Raw genomic sequence first — 23,995 nt, 5'->3', positions numbered from 1 at the left:
GGGCGCACGTTGGCTTTCCAGATGCCGGACCGTGGCCAAGGTCCGTCCGGGCCGAGGGTGAGAGTCGGCCGGCCGTCCCGGCGGGCCCGCACCCTGCTCATGACACTCGGGGTGCTGGCCGTCCTCGCCATGGCGTTCGTGATGTTCGCCGGGTTCTGGACGGACTGGCTCTGGTACCGCTCGGTCGAGTACTCGTCCGTGTTCACCACCACCCTGTGGACCAAGATCGGTCTCTTCCTGGTCTTCGGCCTGCTGATGGGGATCGCCGTCGGCTTCAACGTCTGGCTGGCGTACCGGCTGCGGCCGCCGCTCAGCGCGATGTCGCTGGAGCAGCAGAGCCTCGACCGGTACAGGATGGGCCTGGCGCCCTTCAAGAAGTGGGTGCTGCTCGCGGTCACCGCCCTGGTGGCCCTGATCGCCGGCGCCTCCGCGTCCGGCCAGTGGCGCACCTGGCTCATGTGGGTCAACGGGGTGAAGTTCGGCCAGAAGGACCCGCAGTTCGGGCTCGACGTGTCGTTCTACGCCTTCGACCTGCCCTGGTACCGCTTCCTCCTCGCGTTCGGCTTCGCCGCCGCCGTCCTGTCCCTGGTCGCCGCCGCGCTCACGCACTACCTGTACGGCGGGCTGCGGATCACCAGCCCGGGCGCGCGGGCCACCGCCGCCGCCACCGGACACCTCTCGGTCCTCCTCGGCCTCTTCGTCGCGCTCAAGGCCGTGGCGTACTGGCTCGACCGGTACGGCCTGGCGGTGAAGTCGAGCGACTTCAAGGCGACGGGCAACTGGACGGGCCTGCGGTACGTCGACGCCAACGCGTACCTGCCGGCGAAGACCATCCTGTTCTGCATCGCCGTCATCTGCGCGCTGCTGTTCTTCGCGACGCTCTGGCGCCGCACCTGGCAGCTGCCGGTGATCGGCTTCGGTCTGATGGTCCTCTCCGCGATCCTGATCGGCGGCCTGTACCCGGCCATCGTGCAGAAGTTCCAGGTCCAGCCGAACGAGCAGGCCAAGGAAGCGCCGTACATCCAGAAGAACATCGACGCGACCCGCAAGGCGTACGCGATCGACGGGACGAAGGCCGAGAACTACTCGGGGAAGTCGACGGTCAAGGCCAAGGACAAGCTGCGGGCGGACGCCGACACGGCGGCCAGCTACCGTCTGCTCGACCCGAACATCGTGTCGCCGACGTTCCAGCAGCTGGAGCAGAAGCGGAAGTACTACCAGTTCCCGACCACCCTGGACGTGGACCGCTACGCCGGCAAGGACACCGTCGTCGGCCTGCGCGAGCTGAACATCCGGGGCATCCCGAAGCGGAACTGGATCAACGACCACTTCACCTACACCCACGGCTTCGGCGCGATCCTGGCCTCGGGCACGCAGACGGACGCCAACGGCTCCCCGGTCTTCACCGAGTCCGGACTGCCGACGACCGGCTCGCTGGGCACGTACCAGCAGCGGATCTACTACGGCGAGAAGACCGACCAGTACTCGATCGTGGGCGGCCCCCAGAAGGAGCTGGACTACGAGGAGAACGGCGAGAAGACCACCAGCTACCAGGAGAAGAGCGGCGTCAGCCTCTCCAACACCTTCAACCGCGCCGCGTACGCGGTGGCCTTCAGCGAGCCGCAGATCCTCTACTCGGGAGCCATCGGCGAGGGCTCGCGGATCCTCTACAACCGCACGCCCAAGGAGCGCGTCGAGGCCGTCGCGCCCTGGCTGACCATCGACGGGGACGCCTACCCGGCGGTCGTCGACGGCCGGATCCAGTGGATCGTCGACGCCTACACCACGACCAACGGCTACCCCTACGCCTCGCGCACCACGCTCGGCGACACCACGGCCGACTCGCTGACCGTCGGCAACCAGCAGCGCACGGTCGTCGCCCAGCAGAACCAGGTCAACTACATCCGCAACTCGGTCAAGGCCACCGTCGACGCCTACGACGGCACGGTGAAGCTCTACGAGTGGGACACCCAGGACCCGGTCCTGAAGACCTGGATGAAGGCCTTCCCGGACACCGTCAGGCCGAAGTCCGAGATCAAGGGCGACCTGCTCGCGCACCTGCGCTACCCGCAGGACATGTTCAAGGTGCAGCGCGAGCTGCTGACCCGCTATCACGTCACCGACCCCGCGCAGTTCTACAGCGGCTCGGACGCCTGGCAGGTGCCGGACGACCCGACCAACAAGGACGGCAACGCGGTCCCGCCGTACTACCTGAGCATGAAGATGCCCGGGGACACGGCGCAGCGCTTCTCGCTGACGACGACGTTCACGCCGAACGGGCGGCCCAACCTGGGCGCCTTCATGGCGGTCGACGCCGACGCCACCAGCAAGGAGTACGGCCGGCTGAGGCTGCTGAGGGTCACCGAGGACGTGCCGGGTCCGGCCCAGGTGCAGAGCAAGCTCAACGGTCTGCCCTCCGTGGCCACCTTCGTCCGGGACATGAAGGGCGCCGACTCCGACATCCAGTACGGCAACCTGCTGACCGTGCCGCTCGACGGCGGGTTCCTGTACGTGGAGCCGGTGTACGCCCAGGGACGCAACGCGCTCTACCCGCTCCTGAAGAAGGTCGCGGTGTCGTACGTGGACGCGGACCAGCCGAACGGTGACACGACCAAGGACACCACGGTGTTCGAGGACAACCTCACCAAGGCGCTCAACGCGGTCTTCGGGGTGGAGGCGCCGTCCCAGCCGACGACTCCGCCGGGGACCACGCAGCCGCCCGGCACGACCCAGCCGCCGGCCTCGAACGACGCCGCCCTGAAGCAGGCCATCGCCGACGCCCAGAAGGCGTACGACGCGGGCGAGGCCGCCCTGCAGAAGGGTGACTGGACCGCGTACGGCAAGGCCCAGGAGGACCTTCAGCAGGCGCTCCAGCGGGCCGCGGACGCCGGGGCGAAGCTCAAGACGCCCGGGTCAGGCGGCTGACCTGAGGTTTTCCGTCCCCGCGTCGTGATACTGTGGTTTCACCGACGCGGGGTGGAGCAGCTCGGTAGCTCGCTGGGCTCATAACCCAGAGGTCGCAGGTTCAAATCCTGTCCCCGCTACTCAGAGGACAAGGGCCCGGATCCATAAGGATCCGGGCCCTTGTCGTGTGTCGGCGTGCCTGGGGGTGTCGAAGAGCGGTAGGGAAGGGGCGAGTTGGCGTGAGTCGTGTTTGACTTGTCTCTCTGTGGGCATGTCGACAAAACGCTGAGTGACCTCACTGGCTGCGGTATACCAGGTGTGCTCGGGTTGCGGGTGGTGCGACGATGGTATTTATGGGGGACAGGGCAACTCTGTTGGAGACAGGGCGGTTTGTGCAGCGGCACGCCAGAAACGCCGCAGACGAGATCATCGAGGCAGCGGGGGCCGTCGATGCGGCCGTCGACACCACCACCGAGACCGACGCCGAGAACGAGACCGAGACCGAGGCCAGGCACCGGCGGGCCGCCGAGTGCGGTGACCTCGCCTCGATGAGCGCGCTCGGCGCACTGCTGCTGCGCCGCGGCGACCTCGACGGCGCCGAACCGTACCTGCGGGGGGCCACCGCGGAGGGGGACCGGGCCGCCGCCAACAACCTGGGCGTCCTGCTCCACCAGCGCGGATACCCCGACGAGGCGGCCGGCTGGTGGCGGGTCGCAGCCGTCGCCGGCTCGGCCCCCGCCGCCCACGCCCTCGGCCGCCACCACCGCGAGCGCGGCGACGAGCCGGCCGCCGAGTACTGGCTCCGCCAGGCCGCCGAGCAGGGCCACGCCCTCGGCGCGTACGCCCTCGCCGACCTCCTGGAGCACCGCAGCGACGTCGGGGCCGAGCGCTGGCTGCGCGCCGCCGCCGAGCAGGGCCACCGCGAGGCCGCCTACCGCCTCGCCCTCGCCCTGGAGCGCCGGGCCACCGAGACCACCCGGGGGCCGCACGAGACCGGCACCCGGCTCCGCACCCCGGGGGCCGGGGCGGTCGTGCCCTCCGGCGCCGCCGCGGCCGCCGTTCCCGGGCAGCCGGCCGGCGAGGCCGCGGGAGAGGCCGCCGAGGCCGAGCAGTGGTTCCGGCAGGCCGCCGCGCGCGGCCACCGGCGGGCCGCGCTCCACCTGGGCGCCATCCTGGAGCACCGCGGCGAGCTGAAGGAGGCCGGCCGCTGGTACCTCAGCTCGGCCAAGGAGGGCGAGGCGAAGGCCGCCTGCGCCCTCGGCTTCCTCCTCCGCGACGCGGGCGACGAGGAGAGCGCCGCCGTGTGGTGGCTGCGGGCCGCCCAGGACGGCGACGGCAACGCCGCCAACGCGCTGGGCGCCCTGCACGCCGCCCGGGGCGAGCAGCAGACCGCCGAGCGCTGGTACCGGGCCGCCATGGACGCCGGCGACGTGAACGGCGCCTACAACCTCGGGCTGCTCTGCGCCGCCCAGGACCGCATCCCGCAGGCCGAACAGTGGTACCGGCGCGCCGCCTACGCGGGTCACCGCGAGGCCGCCAACGCGCTCGCCGTCCTGCTCCTCCAGGCCGGCGACGCCAACGGCGCCGAGCCCTGGTTCTCCAAGGCCGCCGAGGCCGGCAGCGTGGACGCCGCCTTCAACCTGGGCATCCTCCACGCGGGCCGGGGCGACGACCGCACGGCGCTGGTCTGGTACGAGCGGGCCGCGGCCGCCGGGCACACCGAGGCCGCCCTCCAGGTCGGCATCGCCGCCCTGCGGGACGGCGACGAGCAGACCGCCGAGCGGCACCTGCGGTGCGCGGCCGGCGGCGGCAGCGCCGAAGCCGCCTTCCGGCTCGCCTCGGTGCTCGACGCGCGTCGCCCCGAGCCCGGCCCCGCCGTGCTCGGCGCGCCCCGCGAGGAGAAGTCCGAGTGCGAGGAGTGGTACGAGCGGGCCGCCCAGCAGGGCCACCGGCGCGCCCAGGTGCGGGTCGGGATGCTCGCCGCCGGGCGTGGCGACCTGGCCGAGGCCGACCGCTGGTACCGCGAGGCCGCCGAGGCGGGCAGCCGCAACGGCGCCTTCAACCTGGGGCTGCTCCTCGCCCGCGAGGGCAGCGAGCGGGAGGCCGCCCTCTGGTGGACCCGCGCGGCCCGGGCCGGCCACGGCCGCGCCGCGCTCCGGCTCGCGCTGCTCGCGGCGCGCCGGGGCGAGCTCACCGAGGGGCGTCGCTGGTGCGACCGCGCGGTGGAGCTGGGGCCGGCGGAGGTCGCCGAGCGGGCGGCCCGGCTGAGCGAGGCGCTGCACCAGGAGCTCACGGCCTGAGGCGTTAACGGATTTGCGCTGGTGACGGGGGTCCCGTAAGGTTGGGTTCACCGACGCGGGGTGGAGCAGCTCGGTAGCTCGCTGGGCTCATAACCCAGAGGTCGCAGGTTCAAATCCTGTCCCCGCTACTCAGTAGCAGCGAAGGCCCGGATCCATTGAGTGGATCCGGGCCTTCGTCGTATCCGTGTGCCCGGGTCGGGGGAAGGGCATGCGGAAGCCCCCGCCGGAGCGGGGGCTTTCGCGGTGGTCGTCAGGCCGTCGTGGCGCAGCTGGGGCAGATGCCCCGGTAGGTGACCTCGACGTTCGAGATGGTGAAGCCGAAGCGCTCGGTGTCCGGGAGGTCCGCCAGCGGGTCGCCGGCCGGGTGGACGTCGCGGATCGCGCCGCAGCGGCCGCAGACCAGGTGCTGGTGGGGCCGGTGGGCGTTGGGGTCGTACCGCTTGGCGCGGCCGTCGGTCGCGACCTCGATGACCTCACCGAGGGTGACCATCTCGCCCAGCGTGTTGTACACGGTCGCGCGCGAGATCTCGGGCAGCTTCGTCACCGCGCGGGCGTGGACCTCGTCGGCGGTCAGGTGCACGTGATCCCCGTCGAGGACTTCGGCCACGACGCGGCGCTGCGCGGTCATCCGCCAGCCGCGTCCGCGCAGTCGTTCCAACAGGTCACTCATGGGGGCCAGCCTAACAGCCGGGAGCAAGATCCCGAACGGGTGTGACTTTGGATGCTCACTTGACTTGGACATTGTCCATTGTAGGATCAGGACCGGGTTTGGTCGAGGACTCGTTCAAGGGATCCGGGCCGAGGGACGGGACGCGCAGGGACGATGCAGGAGGCGCACGTGACGCAGGGACCGCTCACCACGGAGGCCGGGGCTCCGGTGGCCGACAACCAGAACAGCGAGACCGCGGGCGTCGGCGGCCCGGTCCTCCTCCAGGACCAGCTCCTCCTGGAGAAGCTCGCCCACTTCAACCGCGAGCGCATCCCGGAGCGCGTGGTCCACGCGCGCGGTGCGGGCGCCTACGGCACCTTCACGGTGACCCGCGACGTCACGCGGTGGACGCGCGCCACGTTCCTCTCCGAGGTCGGCAAGGAGACCGAGACCTTTCTGCGCTTCTCCACGGTCGCGGGCAGCCTCGGGGCGGCGGACGCGGTGCGCGACCCCCGGGGCTGGGCGCTGAAGTTCTACACCGAGGAGGGCAACTACGACCTCGTCGGCAACAACACGCCGGTGTTCTTCATCAGGGACGCCATCAAGTTCCCCGACTTCATCCACACCCAGAAGCGCGACCCGTACACCGGCTCGCAGGAGGCGGACAACGTCTGGGACTTCTGGGGCCTCTCCCCGGAGTCGACCCACCAGGTCACCTGGCTCTTCGGCGACCGCGGCATCCCCGCCTCGTACCGCCACATGAACGGCTACGGCTCGCACACGTTCCAGTGGAACAACGAGGCCGGCGAGGTCTTCTGGGTCAAGTACCACTTCAAGACCGACCAGGGCATCGAGAACCTCACCCAGGACGAGGCCGACCGCCTCGCCGGCGTGGACCCCGACTCGCACCAGCGCGACCTGCGCGAGGCCATCGAGCGCGGCGACTTCCCGAGCTGGACCGTGCAGGTCCAGATCATGCCCGCGGCCGACGCGGCGCACTACCGCTTCAACCCCTTCGACCTCACCAAGGTGTGGCCGCACGGGGACTACCCGCCGATCGAGATCGGCAGGCTGGAGCTCAACCGCAACCCGGAGAACATCTTCGCCGAGGTCGAGCAGTCGGTCTTCAGCCCCGCGCACTTCGTGCCGGGCATCGGTCCCTCCCCGGACAAGATGCTCCAGGGCCGCCTCTTCGCCTACGGCGACGCCCACCGCTACCGCGTCGGCATCAACGCCGACCACCTGCCGGTGAACCGCCCGCACGCCACCGAGGCGCGCACCCACTCGCGTGACGGCCTCCTCTGCGACGGCCGCCACAAGGGCGCGAAGAACTACGAGCCGAACAGCTTCGGCGGCCCGCACCAGACGGACCGGCCGCTCTGGGTCGGCTCCCCGGTCACCGGCGTGACCGGCGACCACGCCGCCCCCTCGCACGCCGAGGACGACGACTTCGTGCAGGCGGGCGACCTCTACCGCCTGATGGCGGAGGACGAGAAGGGCCGTCTCGTGGAGAACCTGGCCGGCTTCATCGCCAAGGTCTCCCGCGACGACATCGCCGAGCGGGCGATCGACAACTTCCGCAAGGCGGACGGTGACTTCGGCAAGCGGCTGGAGGCCGCGGTCCAGGCCCTGCGCGGCTGAGGGCGCTTGCCGTTGAAAGGGGGCGGGCCGGACTTCCGTGGGGAGTCCGGCCCGCCCTCGCGCGTTCCGGGGGACCGCTCAGCCGGAGACGTTCCGTCCCGGGGGGCCGGTCACCCGGAGGCGACGCTGTGCACGGGGATCCAGCAGCGGATGATGTCGCGTACGGAGACGATGCCGACGGGGCCCCGGTCGTCGAGGACGACGAGGTGGCGGAAGCCGCCGCGCGTCATGGCCTCGGCCGCCTCCGCCAGCGTCCAGGCGGGCGCGGCGAAGACCACGTCACGGGTGGTGTGGGAGCCGGCGGTCTCCCGGTCGGGGTCCTGGTCCCGGGCCAGGGAGTTGAGGATGTCGCGCTCGGTGAGGATGCCGAGGCCGCCGGCGTCGGTGTCGAGGACGATCGCCGCGCCGACGTGGCGCGCCGACATCAGCCGGGCGGCCTGTCGGAGGGTGTGGGCGGGACCGATGGTGAGGACCACGGTGCTCATGGCGTCACGGACGAGCATGGACGGAGCCACCTCCTTGGTGTGGACCCCCACGAGAAAGAATTCACAAGTTCACAAGCGGGGGGACTCTCAGAGTTGCACCGGGGAGGTGGGTCGTAAAGGGGGCGCGCGACGCGCCCCCGCGGAGCGTCAGGAGCGCTCGCCCTCCTGGTTCAGATAGCTCAGCAGCTCGCCGTGGAGCAGACCGTTCGACGCCGCGGCGTTCCCGCTGTGCGGACCGTGCCGGCCGTCCAGACCCGTGTACGTGCCGCCGGCCTCCTGGACCACGATCGCGACCGCGGCCATGTCCCACAGCGACAGCTCCGGCTCCGCGCAGATGTCCACGGAGCCCTCCGCGACCATCATGTACGGCCAGAAGTCGCCGTACGCCCGGGTCCGCCAGCACGCGCGCGTGAGGTCGAGGAAGCCGTCGAGGCGGCCCTGCTCCTCCCAGCCGCTCAGCGAGGAGTACGCGAAGGAGGCGTCCGACAGGGACGCGACCTTCGAGACGCCCAGCCGGGTCGCCGAGGACAGGCTGCGGCCCGTGTACGCGCCGAGCCCCTTCGCCGCCCACCAGCGCCGGCCGAGCGCCGGGGCGGACACCACGCCCACCACCGGCTGGAAGCCGGTCTCCCCGGCCTCCATCAGCGCGATCAGGGTCGCCCAGACCGGCACCCCGCGCACGTAGTTCTTGGTGCCGTCGATCGGGTCGATCACCCAGCGGCGCGGCCCCGAGCCCTCCACGCCGTACTCCTCGCCGAGGATCGCGTCGCGCGGCCTGGCGCGCTGGAGCTGTCCGCGGATCAGCTCCTCCGCCGCCTTGTCGGCCTCGCTCACCGGGGTCATGTCCGGCTTCGTCTCGACCCGGAGGTCGAGCGCCTGGAAACGGTCCATGGTGGCCGCGTCGGCGGCATCCGCGAGGACGTGGGCGAGACGCAGATCATCGTGGTAGTCGGCCATGGTCGGCACTCTATCCCCGACGCGCGGACACGCGGCGAACCGTCCACGGCGGCCCCCTTGACAGAGAGTGGGCGCCTGCCGACGCTGAGCGGAGAACCGTTCCCTCCGGAGGTGAGGATGGCGAACGCCCGCGAGGCCCTGCTCGACGCCGCGCTCGCCGCGCTCGCGCACCGCCCCTGGTCGGCCGTGCGCATGGCCGACCTCGCCGCCGCCGCCCGGGTCTCCCGGCAGACCCTCTACAACGAGTTCGGCAGCAAGGAGGGGCTCGCACGCGCCCTCGCGCGCAGAGAGGCCGACACCTACCTCCAGGGCGTCCGGAGCCTGCTGGCGGCCCCCGCCCCGCCCGAGCGGAACCTCGTCGCCGTCGCCGAGTGGATCGTCACCCGCGCCGCCGTCCGCCCGATGCTGCGGGCCCTGCTCACCGGCGCCTGGAACGAGCGGCTGCCCCAGCCCCGGCCCGCACGGCCCGGAGCCCGGCCCGCCCCCGTCCCCGCCCAGCGGCGCGCCGACGCCGGACCGCCCGCGCCCGGCGAACTCGTGGCGGAGACCGTGGCCTGCGCGGGGGAGCGGTGGGCGGCCGGCTGCGAACTCGCCGTACGGATCGCCCTCAGCCACATCGTGGCACCGGTCCTGCCGGTGACCCCTCAGTGCGCGGAACCGGAGAGCTGGAGTCCGATGACCCCCACGATGACCAGGGTGATCGAGACGATCTTGAGCGTGGAGACCACGTCGCCGAGGAAGACCATCCCGTAGATCGCCGTCCCGGCCGCGCCGATCCCCGTCCACACCGCGTACGCCGGACCCACGTCGAGCTTCCGCAGCGCCAGCGTGAGGAGACCGAAGCTGCCCAGGGCGAAGGAGGCGAAGGCGATCGTCGGCCACAGCCGGGTGAAGCCGTGCGAGAGCTTCAGACAGACCGCGAAACCCGTCTCCAGGAGCCCCGCGATCACCACCAGCAGCCACGCCATCGTCAGTGCCTCCCACGCCGTCGGTGACTGCTTCGTCGCACTTGGTGTGATTATGCACTTACCGAAAGCGACGGGGCGCAAACACGGGCGGCTCAGTCGCCCTCGCGTCGCTCCCGGGTCGCGAGCAGCCGCCGCAGCGAGACCAGCCGCGCCGGATCGGCGTGCCCCTCCGCCACGTACGCGTCGAGCCCGCAGTCCGGCTCGTCGTGGCTGCACGCGCGCGGACAGTTCTCCGTGCCCGGCACGAGATCGGGGAAGGCGAGGATCACCCGGGACGGGTCGACGTGGTTCAGCCCGAAGGAGCGCACGCCCGGGGTGTCGATGACCCAGCCGCCCTCCTTGTCGTTCAGCGGCAGCGCGAGCGCCGAGGTGGTGGTGTGCCGGCCGCGGCCCGTGACCGCGTTGACCACACCCGTGGTGCGCCGCCGGTCCGGCGGGACCAGGGCGTTCACCAGGGTCGTCTTGCCGACGCCGGAGTGGCCGACGAACGCGGTGGTGCGGCCCTTCAGGTGCTCGTGGACCCGCTCGGCCGCGACCCCGTCGACGAACTCCTCGCGGGTCGTCACCACATGGGGCACGCCCAGCGCGCCGTACATCTCCAGGAGCGCGTCCGGCGGGGCCAGGTCCGACTTGGTCAGGACGAGCAGCGGGGAGAGCCCGCCGTCGTAGGCCGCCACCAGGCAGCGGTCGATCAGCCGGGGGCGCGGCTCCGGGTCGGCGAGCGCGGTGACGATCGCCAGCTGGTCGGCGTTGGCGACGACCACCCGCTCGTACGGGTCGTCGTCGTCGGCCGTGCGGCGGAGCACCGAGCTGCGCTCGCCGATCCGCACGATCCGGGCCAGCGTGTCCTTCTCGCCGGAGAGGTCGCCGACCAGGGAGACGCGGTCGCCGACGACGGCGGCCTTGCGGCCCAGCTCGCGCGCCTTCATCGCCGTCACGGTCCGGTCCTCCACCAGACAGGTGAGCCGGCCCCGGTCGACGGTGAGGACCATGCCCTCGACGGCGTCCTCGTGCTTCGGGCGGATGCTGGTGCGGGGACGGGTGCCCTTGCGGTTGGGCCGCTGGCGGATGTCGTCCTCGTCGGTGTGCTTGCCGTAGCGCCGCATGGTTCAGACCCCGAGCATTTCGGTCCACATCGTCGGGAAGTCCGGCAAGGTCTTCGCCGTCGTCGCCACGTCCTCGATCTCCACGCCCTCGACCGCGAGGCCGATGATCGCGCCCGCCGTCGCCATGCGGTGGTCGTGGTACGTGTGGAAGACGCCGCCGTGCAGCGGGCGCGGGCGGATGTGGAGGCCGTCCTCGGTCTCCGTCACGTCGCCGCCCAGCTCGTTGATCTCCTTGGTGAGCGCCGCGAGCCGGTCCGTCTCGTGCAGCCGCAGATGGGCCACTCCGCGCAGGGTCGACGGGGAGTCGGCGAGGGCCGCGACCGCCGCGATGCCGGGGGTCAGCTCGCCGACCTCGCCGAGGTCCACGTCGATCCCGTGGATCCGGCCCGTGCCGGTGAACGTCAGGCCCGCCTCGGTGAGCTCGCAGGAACCACCCATCTCGGTGAAGATCCGACGCAGCTCGTCGCCCGGCTGGGTGGTCCGCTCCGGCCAGTCGGGGATCGTCACCCGGCCGCCGGTCACCAGGGCCGCCGCCAGGAACGGCTGCGCGTTCGACAGGTCGGGCTCGACGACGAGGTCCCGGCCGCGCAGCCCGGTGGGCGTCACCCGCCACACGTTCGGGGCGCCGCCGTGCTCCGGCTCGTCGACCTGGGCGCCGACCGCGCGCAGCATGTCGACCGTCATCCGGATGTGGGGGAGCGAGGGGAGCCGGCCGCCCACGTGCCGCACCTCGACGCCCTGGTTGAAGCGGGGCGCGGAGAGCAGCAGGGCGCTGACGAACTGGGAGGACGAGGAGGCGTCGATCTCGACGGTGCCGCCGTCCAGGCCGCCGGCGCCGTGCACGGTCATCGGGAGCGCGCCCCGGCCGTCGTCGTCGATCCGGGCGCCCAGCGCGCGCAGCGCGTCGATCACGCCGTGCAGCGGGCGCTCGTGGGAGCGGGGGTCGCCGTCGAAGCGCACCGGCCCGTCGGCGAGGGCCGCGACCGGGGGCAGGAAGCGCATGACCGTGCCCGCGTTGCCGACGTCGACGGTCGCGGGGCCGCGCAGCGGGGAGGGGATGATCCGCCAGGCCTCGCCGGAACCGTCGGGGCCCACCCCTTCCTCGATCTTCACGCCGAGGGTACGGAGCGCCTCGGCCATCAGGAGCGTGTCGCGGGAGCGCAGCGGGCGGCGCAGCCAGCCCGGCTCGGCGGCGAGCGAGGCGAGGACCAGGGCGCGGTTGGTGACCGACTTCGATCCGGGCACGGTGACGGTCGCGTCGACGGCGCCGCGGGCGTACGGGGCGGGCCAGAGGTCGGTGGGCGGGTCGGTGTGCGCGGAGGCTGCTGCGGTCATGGACTCACTGTACGGGGGAGTCAGATGCCCAGGAGCCAGCGCCCGCCGCCGATCAGGGCGGATATCGAGACCGTGTGGAAGAAGAACAGCCACACGCCCGCGGGCACCTGGGTGAGCCGCGACAACTGGTCCGCGTCCGAGTCGGGGGCGCCGCCGCGGCGCCGCTTCGCCTGGAGCTCGAAGGCCGGGCGGACGCCGCCGAGCAGCAGGAACCAGACCGCCGCGTACGCGAAGGCCGCCTGGACGTCCGGCCCGGTCAGCCAGGAGACGAGGAGGAAGGCGGCGCCCGTCAGGACGACGGTGAGGATCCCGTACGCGTTGCGGACCATCACCAGCATCGCGAGCAGCAGGGCGGTCGCGGCCCAGAGCAGCAGGGTGACGTGGCGGGTGCCGAGCAGGGCGGCGCCCCCGAGCCCGAGCAGCGGGGCCGCCGGATAGCCGGCGGCGAGGGTGAGGACGACGCCGAGGCCGGTCGGGCGGCCCCGGGACACGGTCAGTCCGCTGGTGTCCGAGTGCAGCCGGATCGCCTGCAGGCGGCGGCCGGTGGCGAGGGCCACCAGGCCGTGGCCGCCCTCGTGGGCGATGGTGATCGCGTTGCGGGCCGGGAGCCAGAGGCGGCGGAGGGCGACCAGGCCCAGCGCGCAGGCGGCGGTGACGTAGACGATCCACGTGTCGGGAGCGGGCTGGGTGCCGAGGACCTCGGTCATTTGGCGGACTGCTCCTCGCTCGTGGTCGGGATCGTGGCAGTCTGGCACGTATGTGCGGACGGTATGCATCGAGTCGGCGGCCCGAGGACCTCGTCGATCTCTTCGGGGTCGAGAAGTGGGAGCCGGAGGAGACCCTGGCCCCCGACTGGAACGTGGCCCCCACCAAAGAGGTCTGGGCCGTTCTGGAGCGTCCTGTGAAGGACGCGGAGTCCCCGCGCCCGGTTCGCCAGCTGCGCGCGCTGAAATGGGGGCTCGTGCCGTCCTGGGCGAAGTCGCCGGAGGGCGCCGCCCGGATGATCAACGCGCGCGCGGAGACCGTGGACGAGAAGCCCTCCTTCAAGCGCGCCTTCCAGGCCCGGCGGTGCATCCTGCCCGCCGACGGCTACTACGAGTGGGTGACCGGGACCGCCGAGCGCGAGCTGGAGGTCGAGGGGAAGAAGAAGCGGCCCCGGAAGCAGCCGTACTTCGTGACCCCGGCGGACGGCTCCGTCTTCGCGATGGCCGGGCTCTACGAGTTCTGGCGGGACCGCACCCTGCCCGACGGGCACCCCTCCGCGTGGTGGGTGACCTGCTCGGTGATCACCACCGAGGCCGAGACCGGACCGCTGGGCGTCGCCCCCGCCGAGGGCCCGCGCTCGCTCCACGACATCCACCCCCGGATGCCGCTGATGCTGACGGAGGACCGCTGGGACGCCTGGCTCGACCCGGCGCGCACCGCCCCCGAGGAGCTGCGCGGACTCCTCGCCCCGCCGCCCGAGGGCCTGATGCGGGCCTACCCGGTCGCGACCGCCGTCAGCAACGTCCGCAACAACGGCCCCGAACTCCTGGAGGAGTTGGCCGGACCGGAGGTCGGCACGCTGTTCTGACGTGCGGACCGGGCCGCACGGCAGGATGGGGACGTGACACAGTACGAGACCGTCCCCACCGACGCCGGTGAGGCACGCATCACGTGGTACGCCGGGACGAAGCCCTGGGCCGTCCTCGCCCTCGGGCACGGCGCCGGCGGCGGCGTCGAGGCCCGCGACCTCCAGGCCCTGGCCGGGGCGCTGCCCGCGCACGGCGTGACCGTCGCCCTCGTCGAGCAGCCCTGGCGGGTCGCCGGGAAGAAGGTCGCGCCCGCGCCCAAGACCCTCGACACCGGCTGGCGCGGCCTCTGGCCGTCCCTCGCCGCCCCCGGCCTCCCCGTCGTGGCGGGCGGCCGCAGCGCCGGCGCCCGGGTCGCCTGCCGGACCGGGCGGGAGCTCGGCGCGCTCGCCGTCCTCGCCCTGGGCTTCCCGCTCCACCCACCGGGGAAGCCCGAGAGGTCCCGTGCCGAGGAGCTCCTCTCCACCGGACTGCCCACCCTCGTCGTCCAGGGCGGCAACGACCCCTTCGGGCGGCCCGAGGAGTATCCGGAAGGGCCGTACGAACTCGTGGAGGTCCCGTACGGGGACCACGGCTTCGCCGTCCCCGGGCGCGCGCCGCTGAGCCAGGACGAGGCCCTCGCCGGTCTCGTCGACGGCGTCACCGCGTGGCTCGCCGCCCTGCGTTGACATCCACCCCCGCGCACCGGGAATGCGGAGCGGGGGGTCGCTGTTGTGGAGAGCGTCGGTGTGAGAGCAAGGAAGAGGGAGTCCGTCGCATGGGTTCGACCATCTGCCCAGAGCGTGCGCAGGCCGCTGACCTCGCCTGGACAGTGCTGCCCGCTCCCAGGACCGCCCCGATTCGGGCGGCGGGCGGAGCGGTTCCTCGTCTATCCTCCGAAACGAGCGGGTCCGCCCTCGGGCTCGCCGCCGCGCTGGAGGAGGTGGGTCCGGTCACTGGGACCGACACAGGGACCGACGACGGCCCCGAGGAGACGACCGAGGAGCGCAACGCGCGCTTCGAGCGGGACGCCCTCGGCTACCTCGACCAGATGTACTCGGCCGCGCTGCGCATGACGCGCAACCCCGCGGACGCGGAGGACCTGGTGCAGGAGACCTACGCCAAGGCGTACGGATCGTTCCACCAGTTCCGTGAGGGCACGAACCTCAAGGCGTGGCTGTACCGCATCCTCACCAACACCTTCATCAACTCGTACCGCAAGAAGCAGCGCGAGCCCCAGCGCAGCGCCGCCGAGGAGATCGAGGACTGGCAGCTCGCCCGCGCCGAGTCGCACATGTCGACCGGTCTGCGTTCCGCCGAGTCGCAGGCGCTCGACCACCTCCCGGACTCCGACGTGAAGGAAGCGCTCCAGGCGATTCCCGAGGAGTTCCGCATCGCCGTCTATCTCGCCGATGTCGAGGGCTTTGCGTACAAGGAGATCGCGGACATCATGGGGACACCCATCGGTACGGTGATGTCCCGACTGCACCGGGGCCGCCGCCAGCTGCGCGGCATGCTCGAGGACTACGCCCGCGACCGCGGGCTGGTTCCCGCGGGCGCCGGAGAGTCGTCGAACGATCTGAAAGGCTCGGGCTCATGAGCTGCGGAGAGCCGCACGAGACGGATTGCTCAGAGGTCCTGGATCATCTCTACGAGTTCCTCGACCATGAGATGCCCGACAGCGACTGCACCAAGTTCGAGGTGCACTTCGAGGAGTGCTCCCCGTGCCTGGAGAAGTACGGCCTGGAGCAGGCGGTGAAGAAGCTCGTCAAGCGCTGCTGCGGCAGTGACGACGTCCCCACCGACCTGCGCGCCAAGGTCATGGGCCGGATCGACCTGATCCGCGCCGGACACCTGGTGCCCGAGCAGGACATCACGACGAGCGCCCCGACGACGCCGGCCCCGCAGGAGTAGCACCCCCCGTACCGGGAACCGAGGCCGTCGCGCACCGCTCGCGGCGGCCTCGCGCATATGTCAGTTTGTATCACCCGATGGTGCGAATCGCTCCGACCGCGCCGTCACCGCCCGCCCGACTCGCTAGCGTGACAGGCGTGATGGGCGTGAAGGTCATTCCACGAGCGGCCCGCGCGTACATCGGCTGCGCCCTGCTCGGCGCGGGAGCGTGCGTCCTGCCCGCCCTGCGCCCCGGCGCGGCCGTCCCCTGGGGCACGGTCGCGCTCCTCGCCGCCCTGTACGCGCTCTGCGAGCTGCCCGCCCGCTGCCGGCTCATCGGCCGCGCGCTCGGCCGCTCCCTCCCCGTGGGCCCCGGCTCCTTCTTCCCCGTCCTCCTCGCCGCCGCCCTGCTCCTGCCGCCCGCCGCCGCCGCGCTCACCGCGATCCCCGGCAGCCTCCTCGCCCGCGTCGAGGAACCCCCCGCCGCACCCCGCCGCGCCTGGCGGGCCGCCGCCGCGGCCCTCGCCGCCTGGGCCGCCGCCCTGACCGCCGGCGCCCTCGGCGGCCCCGCCGCCCTCGGCCGGGGCCCGGACGCCCCCGACCTGCCGTACGCGCTGCTGCCCGCCTGGGCCGCCGCCCTCGTCTTCTGCCTGGTCCTCACCGCCCTCGACGGCGGCATCCGGGCCACCGCCGGCGGACTCCCGCCCCGGGCCGCCTGGCGCGGCCTCCTCGGCCGGTCCCTCACCCCGCACACCGTCCACGGCCTCGCCGGACTGATGATGGCCGTCCTCTGGCGCAGCACGTACGGCCCCGTCGCGGCACTCTTCGTGCTCCTCCCCATGTACATCTCCTGCTGGGTCTTCGCCCAGTACCACCGTGAGCGCGCCGCCCACCAGGCCACCATCCGCGCCCTCGTCCAGGCCGTCGACATCAAGGACCGGTACACCCGGGGACACAGCGAACGCGTCGGCCAGGCCTCCGTCCTGATCGCCCGTGAGCTCGGCATGGCCGAGGACCGCCTCGACGTCGTCCGCTTCGCCGGCATCCTGCACGACGTGGGCAAACTCGGCGTGCCCACCCGGGTGCTCACCAAGGACGGACCCCTCACCCCCGAGGAACGCCGGGTCATCGAACTGCACCCCGAGTACGGCCACGAGATGGTCCGCGGCATCGGCTTCCTCGGCGAGGCGCGGGCCGCGATCCTCCACCACCACGAACGCATGGACGGCAGCGGCTATCCGTACGGGCTCCACGGGGAGCAGATCCCCGAGTTCGCCCGGGTCGTGGCCGTCGCCGACGCCTTCGACGCCATGACCTCCACCCGCTGCTACAGCCGGGCCCGCCCGGTGCCCACCGCCCTCGCCGAACTGGAGCGCTGCGCCGGCACCCAGTTCGACCCCCGCATGGTCGCCGCCCTCGTCCAGGCCCTGGACCGGTACGGCTGGCAGCCCGCCGTCACCGCCGACGAGACCGCCGCGAGCCCCTCACGGACGGGACCGCTCCCCCCGGCGCGCGGCCCCCTCCCCGCACCCGCCGAGGAGCACGCGTGAGACCCGGGGCGCTCACCGTCGGCGCCGTGCACGGCGCCGCCCTCCTCCTCGGCCTCGCCGGCTTCGGCAGCACCCTCTGGCACGGCCTCGACGAACCCGGCCACGCCCTCGCCTTCGGCACCCTCATCGCCCTCGGCGAGCTCGCCCGCTGGGGCGCCGCGCCGGGCACGGGGACGCCTCCCGCGGCCGAAGAGCCACGGGGGAGCGAGTCCGCGCCCCTCGCCGCCGCCGGAGCCCTCGCGTACGCCCTGCTCGGGACCAGCGCCGGCACCGCCACCACCCACGGCGCCCCGCAGACCGTCGCCGTCGTCGTCGCCGCGGGCCTCGCCGGGATCGTCCCGCACATCGCCCGCGGCCGGGGCCCCGGGCTCGACCACCTCGCCCGCCGCGTCCTCACCGCCGGCTTCGCCGCGCTCTGCTTCCAGCCCCTCTACAACACGGGCGCCGTCACCGAGCACCTCGGCCAGGGCCCCGCGTACGCCCTCTTCCTGGTCCTCCTGCTCGTCCTGACCGTCCTGTGCGACGCCGTGCTCGCCGCCCTCCTGCTGCGCGCCCGCACCGGATTCCCGTACGGCCCCCTCCTGCGCGACGAACTCCGCGCCGTCCTCGGCATCGGCTCCGCCGTCTGCGCCACCGGCACCGTCATGGCGCTCGGCGTCGCCGCCGCCGGACTCTGGGCGCTGCCCGTGCTCGCCGTCCCGCTCCTGCTCACCCAGGTCTCCTTCCGGCGGTACGCGGCCGTGCGGACCGTCAACCGGCAGACCATCGCCTCCCTCGCCCGCGCCACCGAGATCGCCGGCTGCACCCCGCCCGGGCACGCCCGCCGGGTCGCCGCCCTCAGCGCGGCCGTCGGACGCGAGCTCAGCCTGTCCGGGGCCGAGCTGGCCGTCCTGGAGCACGCGGCGCTCATGCACGACATCGGCCAGCTCTCCCTCGTCGACCCGGTCGCGGGCGGCGCCACCGCCCTCCTCCCGGCCGAGGAGCAGCGCCGGATCGCCCTCCTGGGCGGCGAGGTCGTCCGCAGGACCGGGGTCCCCGAGGCCGTCGCCGTCGTCGTGGAGCGGCAGGCCGAGCCGTACCGCGAGCAGCCGCTCCCCGCCCGGATCGTCCGTGCCGTGAACGCCTACGACGACCTCGCGGGCGCCGGGACGGGCGAGGGGGCGGCGGCCGCGCTCGGGGCCCTGGAGCGGCTCAGGCTCGGCACCGCCCGCGACTATCACCCGGATGTCGTCGAATGCCTGGCCAGGGTCCTGGCACGGGGCGGAGCCGCTGGGGTGACCTCCGCCGTCCCTGGGTAACCCATGGGTAATGAGCGCGCGTCCGACCGGGCATGGTTGGATGCGAACAAGAGGGTGAAGCGACCGGCAGGCGGGAATCGTGAAGATCTTCGGGAAGGTACGGCATCGGCCCTCCGCCTCGTGGCGGCAGGCCACCGACCGCGCGTTCACGCTGATCGGCGACGGCCGGTACGAGGACGCGGGCGCACTGCTCACGCGCGCGGCGGATCTGGAGCCCTGGCTCTCGGAGTCCTGGTTCAATCTGGCGCTGCTGCACAAGTTCCGGCACGACTGGGAGCAGGCCCGGGCCGCCGGGCTGCGCGCGGTCGCGCTGCTCGACAAGGAGAGCGGCGCCCCCGACTGGTGGAACGTCGGCATCGCCGCCACCGCGCTCCAGGACTGGCCGCTGGCCCGCCGGGCCTGGCAGGCCTACGGACTGAAGGTGCCCGGCGCCGCGGCCGGCACCGGCGAGCCCGCCGGCATGGAGCTGGGCAGCGCCGCCGTCCGGCTCTCGCCCGAGGGCGAGGCGGAGGTCGTGTGGGGCCGCCGGCTCGACCCGGCCCGGATCGAGGTCCTCTCCATCCCGCTGCCCTCCTCCGGCCGCCGCTGGGGCGAGGTCGTCCTCCACGACGGCGTGCCCAACGGCGAGCGGACCACCACCGCCGGCCCCTCCTACCCCGTCTTCGACGAGATCGAGCTGTGGGCGCCCTCGCCCGTCCCCACCTGGGTGGTGCTCCTGGAGGCGGCCACCGAGGCCGACCGGGACGCCCTGGAACAGCTCGCCGCCGAGGCAGGTTTCGCCGCCGAGGACTGGTCGTCCTCCGTGCGGCTGCTCTGCCGTGCCTGCTCGGAGTCGACCATGCCGAGCGCCGAGGGCGAGGGTGAGCACTCCGACCCGCACGACCACAGCGAGCCGGGCCACCCGGGTCCGCTGGGCCACCGCTCGCCCGGCGAGCTGTGGGTGCCCGAGCGCGAGTGCGGCATCGCGGCCCCGGCGGGTCTGGTGCGGGGCCTCCTCGACGGCTGGGTCGCGGACAGCCCGGACAGCCGCGAGTGGCGTGATCTCGAAGAGGTCTGCTGAGCGTCCGCTCGTGGCCCCGTAGGCTGTCCTTCGACGGAATCGGGTTTTCAGAAGGGCGCGGCCGGACATGGCGCAGCAGGACACGGACGAGCAGACGCAGATCGACGACGGGTTCGTCGTGGACACGGAGGACTGCGAGGAGCGCGAGCGTGCCCACCGCGAGCGCGGCACGTCCCGGCCCATCACGGTCGTCGGCAACCCCGTGCTCCACCGGGAGTGCAAGGACGTCACCGAGTTCGACGACGAGCTCGCGCAGCTGATCGACGACATGTTCGCCAGCCAGCGCACCGCCGAGGGCGTGGGCCTGGCCGCGAACCAGATCGGCGTGGACCTGAAGGTCTTCGTCTACGACTGCATGGACGACGAGGGCGTCCGGCACGTCGGCCACGTCGTCAACCCGGTCCTGCAGGAGCTGCCGGCCGAGCAGCGTCACCTCGACGAGTCCAACGAGGGCTGCCTCTCCGTGCCGACGGCGTACGCCGAGCTGGCCCGCCCGGACTACGCGGTGGTGCACGGCCAGGACTCCCAGGGCAACCCGATCAAGGTCCGGGGCACCGGCTACTTCGCCCGCTGCCTCCAGCACGAGACCGACCACCTGTACGGCTTCCTGTACATCGACAAGCTGTCGAAGCGGGACCGCAAGGACGCCCTGCGCCAGATGGCGGAGGGCACCCCGCGCTACCCGGTCGTCGCGAACGACTGACCCCATGACGAAGGGCCCCGCACTCCTCGGAGTGCGGGGCCCTTCGCCGTACCGGCTAGAAGTCCTCGTCGAGGTCCACCGAGCCCTCGACCGCCACCTGGTAGGCGGACGGGCGGCGCTCGAAGAAGTTGGTCAGCTCCTGGACGCCCTGGAGCTCCATGAACGCGAACGGGTTCTCCGAGCCGTACACCGGCGGGAAGCCGAGGCGCTGGAGGCGCTGGTCGGCGACGCACTGGAGGTACTCGCGCATCGACTCGGTGTTCATGCCCGGCAGGCCGTCGCCGCACAGGTCGCGGCCGAACTGCAGCTCCGCCTCGACGGCCTCCCTCAGCATGTCCGTGACCTGCTGCTGGAGCGCGTCGTCGAAGAGCTCCGGCTCCTCCTTGCGGACGGTGTCCACGACCTCGAAGGCGAAGTTCATGTGCATCGTCTCGTCGCGGAACACCCAGTTGGTGCCCGTCGCCAGACCGTGCAGCAGACCGCGGGAGCGGAACCAGTAGACGTACGCGAAGGCGCCGTAGAAGAACAGGCCCTCGATGCACGCCGCGAAGCAGATCAGGTTCAGCAGGAAGCGGCGGCGGTCGGCGGCCGTCTCCAGCTTCTCGATCTTCTCGACCGAGTCCATCCACTTGAAGCAGAACTGCGCCTTCTCGCGGATCGACGGGATGTTCTCCACCGCGTCGAAGGCCGCCGCGCGGTCGTCCGGGTCGGGCAGGTAGGTGTCGAGCAGCGTCAGATAGAACTGGACGTGCACGGCCTCCTCGAAGAGCTGGCGCGACAGGTACAGGCGCGCCTCCGGGGAGTTGATGTGCTTGTACAGCGTCAGGACCAGGTTGTTCGCCACGATCGAGTCGCCCGTCGCGAAGAACGCGACCAGCCGGCCGATCATGTGCTGCTCACCGGGGGTGAGCTTGGCGAGGTCGGCGACGTCCGAGTGGAGGTCGACCTCCTCCACGGTCCAGGTGTTCTTGATGGCGTCCCGGTAGCGCTCGTAGAAGTCCGGGTAGCGCATCGGACGCAGGGTCAGTTCGAAGCCCGGGTCGAGCAGGTTCTTCTCGGTGGAGCTCATTACTGGCAGGCCTCGCAGGACTCGGGGTTCTCAAGGGAGCAGGCGATGGCGTCCGCGTCGGGGGCCGCCTGCTGGACGGGGATCGGGGCGGCGGCGGTCGTCGCGGCCTGGGCCGCGCGGGCGATCCGGGTGGCCGGGCGGGAGCGCAGGTAGTACGTCGTCTTCAGGCCCTGCTTCCAGGCGTACGCGTACATCGACGACAGCTTGCCGATCGTCGGCGTCTCCATGAACAGGTTCAGCGACTGCGACTGGTCCAGGAACGGGGTGCGGGCGGCGGCCATGTCGATGAGGCCGCGCTGCGGGATCTCCCAGGCCGTGCGGTACAGCTCGCGGACCTCGGCGGGGACCCAGGTGAAGCCGGCCACCGAGCCGTTGGAGTCGCGCAGCGCCTCGCGGGTCTGCGCGTCCCACACGCCGAGCTTCTTCAGCTCGTCGACGAGGTACGAGTTGACCTGGAGGAACTCGCCGGACAGCGTCTCGCGCTTGAACAGGTTGGAGACCTGCGGCTCGATGCACTCGTAGACGCCCGCGATCGAGGCGATGGTCGCCGTCGGCGCGATGGCGAGGAGCAGGCTGTTGCGCATGCCGACGGCGGCGATCCGCTCGCGCAGCGCGGCCCAGCGCTCCGGCCAGTTGAGCTCCACGTCGTAGTGGTCGGGGTGCAGGACGCCCTGCGCGGTGCGGGTCTTGTCCCAGGCGGGGAGCGGGCCGCTGCGCTCGGCGAGGTCGGCGGAGGCCTCGTACGCGGCGAGCATGATCCGCTCGGCGATACGGGTCGACAGGGCGCGTGCCTCGGCCGAGTCGAACGGCAGCCGCAGCTGGAAGAAGACGTCCTGGAGACCCATCGCGCCGAGGCCCACCGGGCGCCACTTGGCGTTGGAGCGGCCCGCCTGCTCGGTCGGGTAGAAGTTGATGTCGACGACCCGGTCGAGGAAGGTGACGGCCGTGCGGACGGTCTCGTCCAGCCGCTCCCAGTCGATGTCCGAACCCGACACGAAGGCGCCGAGGTTGACCGAGCCGAGGTTGCAGACGGCCGTCTCGCCGTCGTTCGTGACCTCGATGATCTCGGTGCAGAGGTTCGAGGAGTGGACGACGGTGCCGGGCTCGGCCGTCTGGTTGGCCGTACGGTTCGAGGCGTCCTTGAAGGTCATCCAGCCGTTGCCGGTCTGGGCCAGGGTCCGCATCATCCGGCCGTACAGGTCGCGGGCCGGCATCGTCTTGCGGGCCAGGCCCGCCGCCTCGGCCTTGCGGTAGGCGGCGTCGAACTCCTCGCCGTACAGGTCGACGAGCTCGGGCACGTCCGCCGGGGAGAACAGCGACCACTCGGCGTCGGCGTTGACCCGGCGCATGAACTCGTCCGGGATCCAGTGCGCCAGGTTCAGGTTGTGCGTGCGGCGCTGGTCCTCGCCCGTGTTGTCGCGGAGCTCCAGGAACTCCTCGATGTCCGCGTGCCAGGTCTCCAGGTAGACCGCGGCGGCGCCCTTGCGGCGGCCGCCCTGGTTCACGGCGGCGACGGAGGCGTCGAGCGTCTTCAGGAACGGCACGATGCCGTTGGAGTGCCCGTTGGTGCCGCGGATCAGCGAACCGCGGGCACGGATGCGGGAGTACGACAGGCCGATGCCGCCCGCGTGCTTCGAGAGGCGCGCGACCTGGTGGTAGCGGTCGTAGATGGAGTCCAGCTCGTCCTGCGGGGAGTCCAGGAGGTAGCAGGAGGACATCTGCGGGTGGCGGGTGCCGGAGTTGAAGAGCGTGGGGGAGGACGGCAGGTAGTCCAGACGGCTCATCAGGCCGTACAGCGCGGCGACCTCGTCGAGGGCGCGGACGCTGTCGTCCTCGGCGAGACCGCAGGCGACGCGCAGCATGAAGTGCTGGGGGGTCTCGATCACCTTGCGGGTGATCGGGTGGCGCAGCAGGTAGCGCGAGTAGAGGGTGCGCAGACCGAAGTAGCCGAAGCGGTCGTCGCCGGCCGCGTCGATCGTCGCGTCGAGCCGCGCGGCGTGCAGGGCGACGAACTCGGCGGTGCGGTCGGCGATGAGGCCCTCGCGGTGACCGACGGCGACGGAGGCCGCGAAGGAGACGGCGCCCTGGCCGGCCGCCTCGTCGGTGATGGTGAGGGTGAGGAGCCGGGCGGCGAGCCGGGAGTACGCCGGGTCCTCGGCGATCAGGCCGGCGGCCGCCTCGGTGGCCAGCTCGCGCAGCTCCGCCTCGTCCGACGTGGCGCTGCGGCCGCGGAGCGCGGCGGCGGCGACCTTGCCGGGGTCGGTGTCGGGGAGATCGGCGGTGAGGTCGGTCAGGGTCCGCAGCAGTACGGTCCCGGGGCCGTCGCTCTCGACCGCGGAAGCCTCGGCCGAAGCCGGATCGGCGGGCGCGATGGTCACGTGGGGGCTCTCCCTCGCTCGGCGGGGCGCGCGGGCGGGGAGGTGGGCGGGCGGGCACCCGTACGCGCGGGCGCGCCGCGTCCACCGGCCCACTCCGCGAGGCCCGGACGTCTGTGGCACCCGGAACGGACGGACCGGGCGCGCTGCCG

Annotated in this window: 21 protein-coding genes and 2 tRNA genes; 14 read left to right on the top strand and 9 right to left on the bottom strand. The window is 72.5% G+C overall.

The features are described 5' to 3' along the window. Positions 1 to 21 precede the first annotated feature (21 nt). The 4 genes from ACFYUZ_RS11930 to ACFYUZ_RS11915 all read left to right on the top strand — a co-directional run bounded on the left by ACFYUZ_RS11930 (position 22) and on the right by ACFYUZ_RS11915 (position 5,332). A complete protein-coding gene (locus ACFYUZ_RS11930) occupies positions 22 to 2,925 on the top strand; it encodes a UPF0182 family protein (protein ID WP_389308004.1) in 2,904 nt (967 codons plus the stop codon). Between the two features lie 45 nt (positions 2,926 to 2,970). Beyond that, positions 2,971 to 3,044: transfer RNA gene (locus ACFYUZ_RS11925), tRNA-Met, on the top strand. 204 nt (positions 3,045 to 3,248) lie between these two features. Next, positions 3,249 to 5,204 carry a tetratricopeptide repeat protein gene (locus tag ACFYUZ_RS11920; protein ID WP_389308003.1) on the top strand — a complete coding sequence of 652 codons (1,956 nt, stop codon included), beginning with the start codon at positions 3,249 to 3,251 and terminating at the stop codon, positions 5,202 to 5,204. 54 nt (positions 5,205 to 5,258) lie between these two features. Next, positions 5,259 to 5,332: transfer RNA gene (locus ACFYUZ_RS11915), tRNA-Met, on the top strand. A 122-nt stretch (positions 5,333 to 5,454) separates the two neighbouring features. Here ACFYUZ_RS11915 and ACFYUZ_RS11910 read toward each other — a convergent pair. Next, positions 5,455 to 5,874, bottom strand: a complete 420-nt coding sequence (locus tag ACFYUZ_RS11910; protein WP_093874165.1) for a Fur family transcriptional regulator — start codon at positions 5,872 to 5,874, stop codon at positions 5,455 to 5,457. Positions 5,875 to 6,027: 153 nt separating this feature from the next. On the opposite strand from ACFYUZ_RS11910, the gene ACFYUZ_RS11905 reads away from it, so the two are divergent. Continuing rightward, positions 6,028 to 7,494 carry a catalase gene (locus ACFYUZ_RS11905; protein ID WP_389308001.1) on the top strand — a complete coding sequence of 489 codons (1,467 nt, stop codon included), beginning with the start codon at positions 6,028 to 6,030 and terminating at the stop codon, positions 7,492 to 7,494. A 110-nt stretch (positions 7,495 to 7,604) separates the two neighbouring features. Here the strand turns inward: ACFYUZ_RS11905 and ACFYUZ_RS11900 are convergent, their stop codons facing one another. Next, positions 7,605 to 7,997 (bottom strand): cyclic nucleotide-binding/CBS domain-containing protein, encoded by a 393-nt coding sequence (locus tag ACFYUZ_RS11900; RefSeq protein ID WP_389308000.1) that lies wholly within the window; start codon positions 7,995 to 7,997, stop codon positions 7,605 to 7,607. Positions 7,998 to 8,126: 129 nt separating this feature from the next. Further along, the gene (gene hisN / locus ACFYUZ_RS11895; protein WP_389307998.1) at positions 8,127 to 8,936 is read right to left on the bottom strand and encodes a histidinol-phosphatase; all 810 of its coding nucleotides are present in this window, start codon (positions 8,934 to 8,936) and stop codon (positions 8,127 to 8,129) included. Between the two features lie 117 nt (positions 8,937 to 9,053). On the opposite strand from hisN, the gene ACFYUZ_RS11890 reads away from it, so the two are divergent. Further along, on the top strand, positions 9,054 to 9,689 hold the full coding sequence (locus ACFYUZ_RS11890; RefSeq protein ID WP_389307996.1) for a TetR/AcrR family transcriptional regulator: 636 nt from the start codon (positions 9,054 to 9,056) through the stop codon (positions 9,687 to 9,689). Here the strand turns inward: ACFYUZ_RS11890 and ACFYUZ_RS11885 are convergent. The 4 genes from ACFYUZ_RS11885 to ACFYUZ_RS11870 all read right to left on the bottom strand — a co-directional run bounded on the left by ACFYUZ_RS11885 (position 9,581) and on the right by ACFYUZ_RS11870 (position 13,052). After that, the gene (locus tag ACFYUZ_RS11885) at positions 9,581 to 9,904 is read right to left on the bottom strand and encodes a DMT family transporter (RefSeq protein WP_389307994.1); all 324 of its coding nucleotides are present in this window, start codon (positions 9,902 to 9,904) and stop codon (positions 9,581 to 9,583) included. The genes ACFYUZ_RS11890 and ACFYUZ_RS11885 overlap by 109 nt on opposite strands. Positions 9,905 to 9,996: 92 nt before the next feature. Continuing rightward, positions 9,997 to 11,010 carry a ribosome small subunit-dependent GTPase A gene (rsgA, locus tag ACFYUZ_RS11880; protein ID WP_389307992.1) on the bottom strand — a complete coding sequence of 338 codons (1,014 nt, stop codon included), beginning with the start codon at positions 11,008 to 11,010 and terminating at the stop codon, positions 9,997 to 9,999. Between the two features lie 3 nt (positions 11,011 to 11,013). Further along, a complete protein-coding gene (gene aroA / locus ACFYUZ_RS11875; RefSeq protein WP_389307991.1) occupies positions 11,014 to 12,345 on the bottom strand; it encodes a 3-phosphoshikimate 1-carboxyvinyltransferase in 1,332 nt (443 codons plus the stop codon). 20 nt (positions 12,346 to 12,365) lie between these two features. Continuing rightward, positions 12,366 to 13,052: a M50 family metallopeptidase gene (locus ACFYUZ_RS11870; protein ID WP_389307989.1), complete on the bottom strand. Its 687-nt coding sequence runs from the start codon at positions 13,050 to 13,052 to the stop codon at positions 12,366 to 12,368. A 50-nt stretch (positions 13,053 to 13,102) separates the two neighbouring features. On the opposite strand from ACFYUZ_RS11870, the gene ACFYUZ_RS11865 reads away from it, so the two are divergent. From ACFYUZ_RS11865 to def, 8 genes are all read left to right on the top strand, one after another. Further along, positions 13,103 to 13,918, top strand: a complete 816-nt coding sequence (locus ACFYUZ_RS11865) for an SOS response-associated peptidase (protein WP_389307987.1) — start codon at positions 13,103 to 13,105, stop codon at positions 13,916 to 13,918. A 33-nt stretch (positions 13,919 to 13,951) separates the two neighbouring features. Next, a complete protein-coding gene (locus ACFYUZ_RS11860) occupies positions 13,952 to 14,584 on the top strand; it encodes an alpha/beta family hydrolase (protein ID WP_389307985.1) in 633 nt (210 codons plus the stop codon). A gap of 254 nt (positions 14,585 to 14,838) precedes the next feature. Continuing rightward, positions 14,839 to 15,495 (top strand): sigma-70 family RNA polymerase sigma factor, encoded by a 657-nt coding sequence (locus ACFYUZ_RS11855; RefSeq protein WP_030207302.1) that lies wholly within the window; start codon positions 14,839 to 14,841, stop codon positions 15,493 to 15,495. Beyond that, positions 15,492 to 15,809, top strand: a complete 318-nt coding sequence (gene rsrA, locus ACFYUZ_RS11850; protein ID WP_389307983.1) for a mycothiol system anti-sigma-R factor — start codon at positions 15,492 to 15,494, stop codon at positions 15,807 to 15,809. The genes ACFYUZ_RS11855 and rsrA overlap by 4 nt, the downstream gene beginning before the upstream one ends. Positions 15,810 to 15,955: 146 nt before the next feature. Beyond that, positions 15,956 to 17,338 carry an HD-GYP domain-containing protein gene (locus ACFYUZ_RS11845; protein ID WP_389308551.1) on the top strand — a complete coding sequence of 461 codons (1,383 nt, stop codon included), beginning with the start codon at positions 15,956 to 15,958 and terminating at the stop codon, positions 17,336 to 17,338. Next, positions 17,335 to 18,636, top strand: a complete 1,302-nt coding sequence (locus ACFYUZ_RS11840; protein ID WP_389307981.1) for an HD domain-containing protein — start codon at positions 17,335 to 17,337, stop codon at positions 18,634 to 18,636. Before ACFYUZ_RS11845 ends, ACFYUZ_RS11840 begins: the two co-directional genes overlap by 4 nt. A 79-nt stretch (positions 18,637 to 18,715) precedes the next feature. Further along, entirely contained in the window at positions 18,716 to 19,696 is a 981-nt protein-coding gene (locus tag ACFYUZ_RS11835; RefSeq protein WP_055600922.1) for a hypothetical protein, read from the top strand. A 67-nt stretch (positions 19,697 to 19,763) separates the two neighbouring features. Beyond that, the gene (def, locus tag ACFYUZ_RS11830) at positions 19,764 to 20,399 is read left to right on the top strand and encodes a peptide deformylase (protein ID WP_389307979.1); all 636 of its coding nucleotides are present in this window, start codon (positions 19,764 to 19,766) and stop codon (positions 20,397 to 20,399) included. 55 nt (positions 20,400 to 20,454) lie between these two features. On the opposite strand, the gene ACFYUZ_RS11825 is transcribed toward def, so the two are convergent. Then, positions 20,455 to 21,468, bottom strand: a complete 1,014-nt coding sequence (locus ACFYUZ_RS11825) for a ribonucleotide-diphosphate reductase subunit beta (protein WP_389307977.1) — start codon at positions 21,466 to 21,468, stop codon at positions 20,455 to 20,457. Next, the gene (locus ACFYUZ_RS11820; protein ID WP_389307975.1) at positions 21,468 to 23,846 is read right to left on the bottom strand and encodes a ribonucleoside-diphosphate reductase subunit alpha; all 2,379 of its coding nucleotides are present in this window, start codon (positions 23,844 to 23,846) and stop codon (positions 21,468 to 21,470) included. Before ACFYUZ_RS11820 ends, ACFYUZ_RS11825 begins: the two co-directional genes overlap by 1 nt. Positions 23,847 to 23,995 lie beyond the last annotated feature (149 nt).

Origin of the sequence: Streptomyces sp. NPDC004266, assembly GCF_042874095.1 — a bacterium.
Taxonomy (GTDB): domain Bacteria; phylum Actinomycetota; class Actinomycetes; order Streptomycetales; family Streptomycetaceae; genus Streptomyces.
This window is presented reverse-complemented; position numbering and strand designations above follow the sequence as displayed.